Annotated in this window: 6 protein-coding genes; 4 read left to right on the plus strand and 2 right to left on the minus strand. The window is 69.2% G+C overall.

Annotated elements, in window-relative coordinates:
* Positions 1-73: 73 nt before the first annotated feature.
* Both FEI13_RS04070 and FEI13_RS04075 read right to left on the minus strand, forming a co-directional pair.
* A complete protein-coding gene (locus tag FEI13_RS04070; RefSeq protein ID WP_138179746.1) occupies positions 74-997 on the minus strand; it encodes a sulfurtransferase in 924 nt (307 codons plus the stop codon).
* Between the two features lie 116 nt (positions 998-1,113).
* A complete protein-coding gene (locus FEI13_RS04075) occupies positions 1,114-1,791 on the minus strand; it encodes a glutathione S-transferase family protein (RefSeq protein ID WP_138179747.1) in 678 nt (225 codons plus the stop codon).
* Positions 1,792-2,001: 210 nt separating this feature from the next.
* On the opposite strand from FEI13_RS04075, the gene FEI13_RS04080 reads away from it, so the two are divergent.
* The 4 genes from FEI13_RS04080 to FEI13_RS04095 are packed head-to-tail and all read left to right on the plus strand — an operon-like array spanning position 2,002 to position 7,378.
* A complete protein-coding gene (locus FEI13_RS04080) occupies positions 2,002-2,373 on the plus strand; it encodes a response regulator transcription factor (RefSeq protein ID WP_138179748.1) in 372 nt (123 codons plus the stop codon).
* Entirely contained in the window at positions 2,373-4,442 is a 2,070-nt protein-coding gene (locus FEI13_RS04085) for a 3'-5' exonuclease (protein ID WP_138179749.1), read from the plus strand. The genes FEI13_RS04080 and FEI13_RS04085 overlap by 1 nt, the downstream gene beginning before the upstream one ends.
* Positions 4,439-4,633: a hypothetical protein gene (locus tag FEI13_RS04090; RefSeq protein WP_138179750.1), complete on the plus strand. Its 195-nt coding sequence runs from the start codon at positions 4,439-4,441 to the stop codon at positions 4,631-4,633. Before FEI13_RS04085 ends, FEI13_RS04090 begins: the two co-directional genes overlap by 4 nt.
* A gap of 6 nt (positions 4,634-4,639) precedes the next feature.
* Complete coding sequence (locus FEI13_RS04095; protein WP_138179751.1) at positions 4,640-7,378, plus strand: sensor histidine kinase; 2,739 nt, start codon at positions 4,640-4,642, stop codon at positions 7,376-7,378.
* Positions 7,379-7,462 lie beyond the last annotated feature (84 nt).

Below are 7,462 nucleotides of genomic sequence, written 5' to 3' on the forward strand. Positions count from 1 at the left end.
GAAACCCGCCGCGGCGAGGCCGCGGCGGGTTTCAATGAGCGCATGCGCCCCATGACGGTGGCGCGTCGCGATCCTACTCGGCCAGCGCCAGCGGAAGATCCTCGCCCCGGGTCCACTCGGCCATCGAGCCGTCGTAGAGGCGAACCTGGTCGAAGCCCGCCACCTCGCTGAGCACGAACCAGTCGATGGCCGCCCAGTGGCCGGTGTTGCAGAAAGCCACGGTGGGCACCTCGCGATCCAGTTCGGCGGCGTTGATGCGCGCGCCGAGCACCTCGTCGTCCAGGTACCAGGCCTGTTGGCGCTGGGTCAGCAGGCGATGATAAGGCAGGTTGCGGGCGCCGGGAATGGTCCCGGGCGCCGTGGCCGCGGGCGACTGGGTCTCGCCACGGAAGTAGTCCGCCGGCCGGGCGTCCACCAGCTGCGCCTGGGTCTCGCGGGCGGCCTGCACCTCCTCGGTGGTGGCGATCAGCGTCGTATCGAGCTGGCCCTGGAAGTCGGCGGCGCCGGGGGGCGGGGTCGCGCCGCTGGCGATCGTCTGATCCTGGGCCTGCCAGCCGGCGAAGCCGCCTTCGAGGATCGCCACCTCCTCGTGTCCCAGCACCTTGAAGGTCCAGTAGACCCGGGCGGCGCTGCCGAAATCGGTGGCGCCGGTGCCGGCGGGCACGATGACCACGGTATCGTCGTTGTCGATGCCGAGCCCGCCGATCAGTGACTCGAGGCTCTCAACCGAGGGCAGCAGGCCGGAGACGTCGTTTCGGGTCTCGCGCCAGCCGGCCTCGGTGTAGCTGCTGTAGACGCTGCCGGGGATGTGCGCCGCCTCGAAGCCGGCGCGATCGCCGCCGTCGTCGATGCCCGAACGCACGTCGAGCACCACGAGATCCTCGCCACCGAGCCGCTCGGCGAGCCAGCCGGCCTCGACCAGCGGCTCGACATCTGCGGCGATCGCCTGGGACGTTGCCACTGCCAGGCCCAGCCCCATGATCACGGACTTGAACATATTCCCGATCTCTTCACTCGGATTTAGATGAAACCATTATCCGGGCGGGACTCGGGACCACAATATGAACAAATAGAATGAATGATCAGAAGCTTCGAGGAAAAGATCATAAGTGTTCACGGCAGACTGAACTCCCCCACCGCCTCGACCGTACGACGATAGGCGGGGCGTTCGCGGCAGGCCGCCAGGAAGGCGCGCAGCCTTGGGTGGTCGGCCAGGCCACCGCCGGCCTCCAGCGCCAGCAGCGGGAAACTCATCTGGATATCCGCCGCGCTGAAGGCCTCACCGGCGAACCAGGGCGCGCGCTCGAGTTCGGCCTCCCAGTAGTCGCTCAGGCGGCGAATCTGTGGCGCGAGGAACTGCCGCTCCACGCCGCGGGCGAAGAGCCGGCCGAGGGGCCTGGCGAGTGCCGGCACCGGTGGCTTGCCGAGGCTTGCGAAGACCAGCCGCATCACCAGCGGCGGCATAGCCGAGCCCTCCGCGTGGTGGAGCCAGAAACGGTAGCGCTCGCGCGCCTCGCTGCCCGCTGGGGGTACCAGGGCGGCCTGCGCCTCGAAGCGCTCAACCAGGTACTCGAGGATCGCCCCCGACTCCGCCACCACCCGGCCGTCCCGCGCCTCGTCGGTGATCACCGGCGACTTGCCCAGCGGGTGCACGTCGCGCAGCGAGGCGGGCGCCAGCATCGTGCGTGCCTCACGCCAGTAGGTGACGATCTCGTAGTCGACGCCTAACTCCTCGAGCAGCCACACGACCCGCTGAGAGCGGGAGTTCTCCAGATGATGAACCTTGATCATGCCTATCTCCTTGGTACCTGCCCCGGATGACCGGGGGTGATCCCCGCCACCCTAGCACGCCGCGGTGGCATGTCTCCTGCCAAGGTCGTCTTTGCCCGTCCCCAAGCGGCCACTAAACTGATCGTCAACGCTGCATGAAGGCAGGCATGACAGACCGCACACGCCGGGACTTCGTACAGCAGAGTCTTCACACATATTAAGGAGGGCACCATGGCCAAGGTGCTGGTGGTGGATGATGAACCCAACATCGTCCTGTCCCTGGAGTTCCTGATGCAGCAGGCCGGCTTCGAGGTGGACACCGCCGAGGATGGCGAGAGCGCCCTGGCACGCATCGCCGAAGCGGCCCCGGACCTGCTGCTGCTCGATATCAGCCTGCCGGGCATCAGCGGTTTCGATGTCCTCGAGCGCCTGCGCGCCGACCCGGCCCATGCCCGGCTGCCGATCGTCATGCTCACCGCTCATGGCCGCGAGGTGGAGCGCGAGAAGGGCCTCGCCCTGGGCGCCGACGACTATGTCACCAAGCCCTTCTCGACCCAGGCGCTGGTCGAGAAGGTCAAGACGCTGCTCGCCGAGGCCTCCTGATGACCCGGCGCAGCAAGAGCCTGCCCCGCCGCCAGCGGCTGATCGGCCTGTGGCTGCTGCTCAGCGGTGTCAGCATCTTCGGTGGCATCGTCTTCGCCCTGTGGCTCGACGGCCTGGCCGGGCTCTCCGGCATGGCGCGGGTCTGGCTATGGCTCGGCTGCCTCTCCGGCGGCGGCACCATCTTCCTGGTCGGCCTGCTGCTGGAGCGTCAGCTGTTCACGCCACTGCGCCACCTGCAGGTACAGCTGGCCCGCCTGGTGGCCAATCCCGATGCTCGCCAGGATTATCCCCCCGAGGGATGGCTCAAGGGCCTCGGCCCGGACCTGATGCGCGTTCGCGAGGCCTGGCGTGCCGATCGGGAGCGCCTGGCCACCGCCCATGCTGAAGGGGCGCTCAGCGCGACCCGCGTGCGTCAGGAGCTCGAGACCCTGCTCCAGGTCCTCGACACCCCGCTGCTACTCTGCGATCACCATCGCCGGCTGCTGCTCTTCAACCAGGCCGCCGAATCGCTCTTCGAAGGCCACCCGGGTCTCGGGCTCGGCAAGCGGCTCGACGCCCTGCTGCCGATCGCGAGCCTCGAGGATGCCCTGGTCGAGCTGCCCGACGACGGCGCGCCCCGGGAGATCCTGGTGCCCTGCGACGAGCGCTGGCTGCACGCGGTGCTGCGCCGCGTTCCCCACAGCCACCAGGAGACCCTGCTGACCCTCACCGATACCACCGCGGCCTGGTCCAGCGAGATGGGCGCCCGCGCCGAGCTGGTCGAGATGTTGCCGTCCCTGCGGCGCCACAGCGCGAGCCTCTGCAGCGCCGCCGATGCCCTGGTCGGCGTGCGCACATCATCGCCGACCAGCGAACTCGGCCAGCGCCTGGAGGCGGTGATCGACGAGGAGGGCCGGGAGCTGGCTCGCCAGCTCGAGCAGATGGGCAAGGTCATGGAAGACATGCATCGCCAGGGCGAGCGGCTGGCTCCCCTGTGGTCCAACGACCTCTGGTCCTCGCTCGCCGCACGCCATGGCAAGAACGGCGTGCGGATCACCCCCATCGGCATGCCCGCCTGGCTCAAGGCCGATGCCCCGGCGCTGCTGGCCCTGCTCGACTCGCTGCTGCCTCGACTGGCAACGCACGCGGGTCAGGATGCGCTCGAGGGCGAGGTCTGCCTGGGCAACCGGCGGGTCTACCTGGACCTGATCTGGCAGGGCACTGTGCTCGGCGAACCCCAATTGGAGGCATGGCGCAGCGAGCGACTGGACGCCCTGCCCTTCGCGCCGCGCGTCGCAGACGTGCTGCGCCAGCACGGAAGCGATGCCTGGAGCCTGGCCGACGATGACGGGAACCATGCCCGGCTGCGCCTGCCGCTGCCGTCGGCCGACCGGGTCGCCCCGCCCCGCCCGCGCACCCCGCCGCGTCCGGAGTTCCACGACTTCGGCATCGCCGAGATGCCCCCACCGGACGCCGAACTGGCAGCGCGCCCCCTGCGCACCCTCGACGTGGTCGCCTTCGACACCGAGACCACCGGCCTGGAGCTGCGCCGCGGCGACACCGTGGTGAGCATCGGCGCCTGTCGGATCGTCAATGCCCGCCTGCTGGCCAGCGACGTCTTCGACCTGCGCGTCGACCCCGAACGCCCCATCCCCCCGGCCAGCATCGCCATCCACGGCATCACCGATGACGACGTCGCCGGCGCCCCGCCGCTCTCCGTGGCCCTGCCGCGCTTTCGCGACTATATCGGCGAGGCGGTGATCCTCGCCCATAACGCCGCCTTCGACCTGCTGGCCATCCAGCCGCCGGGGGGCGGCGTCGTGTTCGACATGCCGGTACTCGACACCCTGCTGCTGTCGCGCGCGCTCGACGAGAGCCTCGACGGTCACGACCTGGACAGCCTTGCCGACCGCTACGACCTGAGCTTCCCCCCTGGCACCCGCCATACCGCCCTGGGCGATGCGCGGGTCACGGCGGAGCTGTGGCTCGCGCTGCTGCCGCGCCTGGAGGCGCGGGGCATCGAGACCCTCGAGCAGGCGCTGACCCTCCAGGCCAGTGCCTTCGACCGGGAGGACGCCTACGCCTCGTGAACACCCCTCGCCGCAAAGAGCGCCTGGTCGCCCTGATCATGCTGGCGGCCTTGCTGTTCTCGCCACCGCTGGTGCTGATCGCCACCCCGTCGGCAGACGGAATAAGCTGGCTGGTGCCCTACGTCTTCCTCGCCTGGGGGGCGGTGATCGGCCTGATGGCCTGGCTGATGGAACGTCGGGATGAGGACTGACAGGCGATGACGAGCGGTCTCGTGGTGGTAATCCTCGCCTTCGGCTATCTGGCGCTGCTCTTCGTCATCGCCGCCAGGGGGGATCGGCGCGCCGCGCAGGGCCGATCGCTGATCGGCTCCCCCACCGTCTACGCGCTCTCCATCGCCGTTTACTGCACCGCCTGGACCTTCTACGGCAGCGTCGGGCGCGCGGCACAGTTCGGCCCCAGCTTCCTGCTGATCTACCTGGGCCCGACCCTGGCGATGCTGATGGCGCCTTTCGTCATCGGCAAGATGGTGCGCATCGCCAGCGCCCAGCGCATCACCTCCATCGCCGACTTCATCAGCGCCCGCTACGGCAAGAGCTCGAGCCTCGGGGCGCTGGTCGCGCTGATCGCCCTGATCGGCATCACCCCCTACATCGCCCTGCAGCTCAAAGCGATCACCGTCAGCCATGCCGTGCTGGTCAACTACCCCCAGGCCGCCGATCTACCGCTGGCCAATGAGCGATTCTGGAGCGACCGGTCGTTCTGGGTCGCGCTGGTACTGGCGGTCTTCATCATCCTCTTCGGCACCCGCCACCTGGATGCCAGCGAGCGCCACGAGGGCATGGTCGCCGCCATCGCCTTCGAATCGCTGGTCAAGCTGATGGCCTTCCTCGCGGTGGGGATCTTTACCGTGTTCGTGCTGTTCAACGGCCCCGCCGACCTCTTCGCCCAGGCAGGCGAGCGAGCCGAGCTCACCCGGCTACTGAGTCTTGCGGCGGTGCCCGGCGGCGCACTCGGCTGGGTGGGCATGCTGGTGCTGGCCTTCCTCGCCTTCCTCACCCTGCCCCGGCAGTTCCAGGTCCTCGTGGTCGAGAACGTCGATGAGCGCCATATCAAGCGGGCCAGCTGGCTCTTCCCGCTCTATCTGCTGGCGATCAACCTGTTCGTGATCCCCATCGCCCTGGCCGGGCTGCTGCTCGGCGGCGGCGACCCCGACAGCTTCGTGCTCACCCTGCCGCTCTCCGCCGGCCTGGAGGCCCTGCCGCTACTGGTCTTCATCGGTGGCCTCTCGGCCGCCACCGGCATGATGATCGTCGAGACCATCGCCCTGTCGACCATGGTCAGCAACCAGCTGGTGATGCCGCTGCTGCTGCGCTCGAGACACCTGCACCTCAGCACCCGAGGCGAATTGGCCGGGTGGCTGCTGGGCATCCGCCGCGTCAGCATCCTGCTGATCCTGCTGCTCGGCTATCTCTATCATGCGCTGATCGGCGAGACCTACAGCCTGGTGACCATCGGCCTGGTCTCGTTCGCCGCGGTGAGCCAGTTCGCCCCGGCGCTGCTGATCGGCCTGTACTGGCGCGGCGCCGGGCGGCGCGGCGCGGCGCTGGGCATGAGCGCGGGCTTCCTGGTCTGGGCCTGGACCCTGCTGATCCCGGGCTTTGCCCAGTCCGGCTGGCTCGACTCGGGCTTTCTCGACCAGGGCCCCTGGGGCATCGCCTGGCTGCGGCCCTACGCGCTGTTCGGGCTCGAGGGCTGGGACATCTACACCCACTCGCTGCTGTGGAGCCTCGCCGCCAACGTCGGTCTGCTGGTGGGCGTGTCGCTCTTCACCCGCCCCTCGGCACTGGAGCAGACCCAGGCGGCGCTGTTCACCGAGGCCATGCCTCCCGGCCTGGTGCCGACCTCGCTGTGGCAGGGCCAGACCACCCGCGGCGAGCTGCGCGCCCTGCTCGACCGCTACCTGGGCGTGGCCGCCAGCCAGCGGGTCTTTGCCCACCACGCCGACGAGGCCGACGATCAGCCCGCCCCCGCGGCGCTGACCCTGCGGGTCGAGCAGGCCCTGGCCGGCTCGCTGGGTAGCGCGTCGGCCCGGGTGCTGATCGACTCGGTGGCCCGTGGCGAGGCACCCGACCTGGAATCGATCCTGCGCATCCTCGATACCACCTCCGAGACCCTCGAGATGAACCGCCGCCTCGAGCAGAAGTCGAGCGAACTGGCCCGTGCCAGCGAGGAGCTGCGCGCGGCCAACGAGCGGCTGCGCGAACTCGACCGCCTCAAGGACGAGTTCGTCGCCATGGTCAGCCATGAGCTGCGCACGCCGCTCACCTCGATCCGCTCCTTCGCCGAGATCCTGCGCGACACCCCCGACCTGCCCGAGGACAAGCGCGCCCGCTTCCTCGACGTGGTGGTTCGGGAGAGCCAGCGCCTGTCGCGGTTGATCGAGGAGATCCTCGACCTGGCGCGTCTCGAGAGCGGACGGCTGGCCCTCTCGCCCCGCCGCCTGGACCTGGTGGAACTGGCCCGCCACAGCGTGGAGGCCGTACAGCGTCTTCAGGAGGAGCGCGGGATCGCCCTGGACATGGCGATCGAGGTCGATGACGCCCCGGTGATCGGCGACCCGGATCGCCTAGAGCAGGTGATCATCAACCTGCTCGACAACGCCGGCAAGTTCGCCGCCGACGACGATCCCCGGGTGTTGCTGCGCCTGGCGCGTCACAAGAATCACTACCGCCTCGCCGTCGAGGACAACGGCCCAGGTATCGCGCCGGAGGAACGCGAACGGGTGTTCGAGAAGTTCCACCAGATCGAGCGCAGCGACGATGCTCCGGTCCGCGGCCGGCCCCGGGGCAGCGGGCTCGGCCTGCCTATCTCGCGCGGTATCGTCGCCCACCTCGGCGGGCGGCTGTGGATCGAGGAGGCCAAGCGTCTGGGCGGCGCCTGCCTGGTGATGGAGCTCCCCGAAGCGCCGGCCGAGAAACCGCAAGAGAAGCCGTAAGCCGTAAGCCGTAAGCTGGAAGCTGGAAGCTGGAAGCTGGAAGCTGGAAGCTGGAAGCTGGAAGCTGGAAGCTGGAAGCTGGAA

The organism is Halomonas urmiana, from assembly GCF_005780185.1.
Lineage (GTDB): Bacteria > Pseudomonadota > Gammaproteobacteria > Pseudomonadales > Halomonadaceae > Halomonas > Halomonas urmiana.

Coding starts and splice junctions, on each gene's coding strand:
- FEI13_RS04070 (WP_138179746.1), bottom strand. CDS start 997: ATGTTCAAGTCCGTGATCATGGGGCTGGGCCTGGCAGTGGCAACGTCC.
- FEI13_RS04075 (WP_138179747.1), bottom strand. CDS start 1,791: ATGATCAAGGTTCATCATCTGGAGAACTCCCGCTCTCAGCGGGTCGTG.
- FEI13_RS04080 (WP_138179748.1), top strand. CDS start 2,002: ATGGCCAAGGTGCTGGTGGTGGATGATGAACCCAACATCGTCCTGTCC.
- FEI13_RS04085 (WP_138179749.1), top strand. CDS start 2,373: ATGACCCGGCGCAGCAAGAGCCTGCCCCGCCGCCAGCGGCTGATCGGC.
- FEI13_RS04095 (WP_138179751.1), top strand. CDS start 4,640: ATGACGAGCGGTCTCGTGGTGGTAATCCTCGCCTTCGGCTATCTGGCG.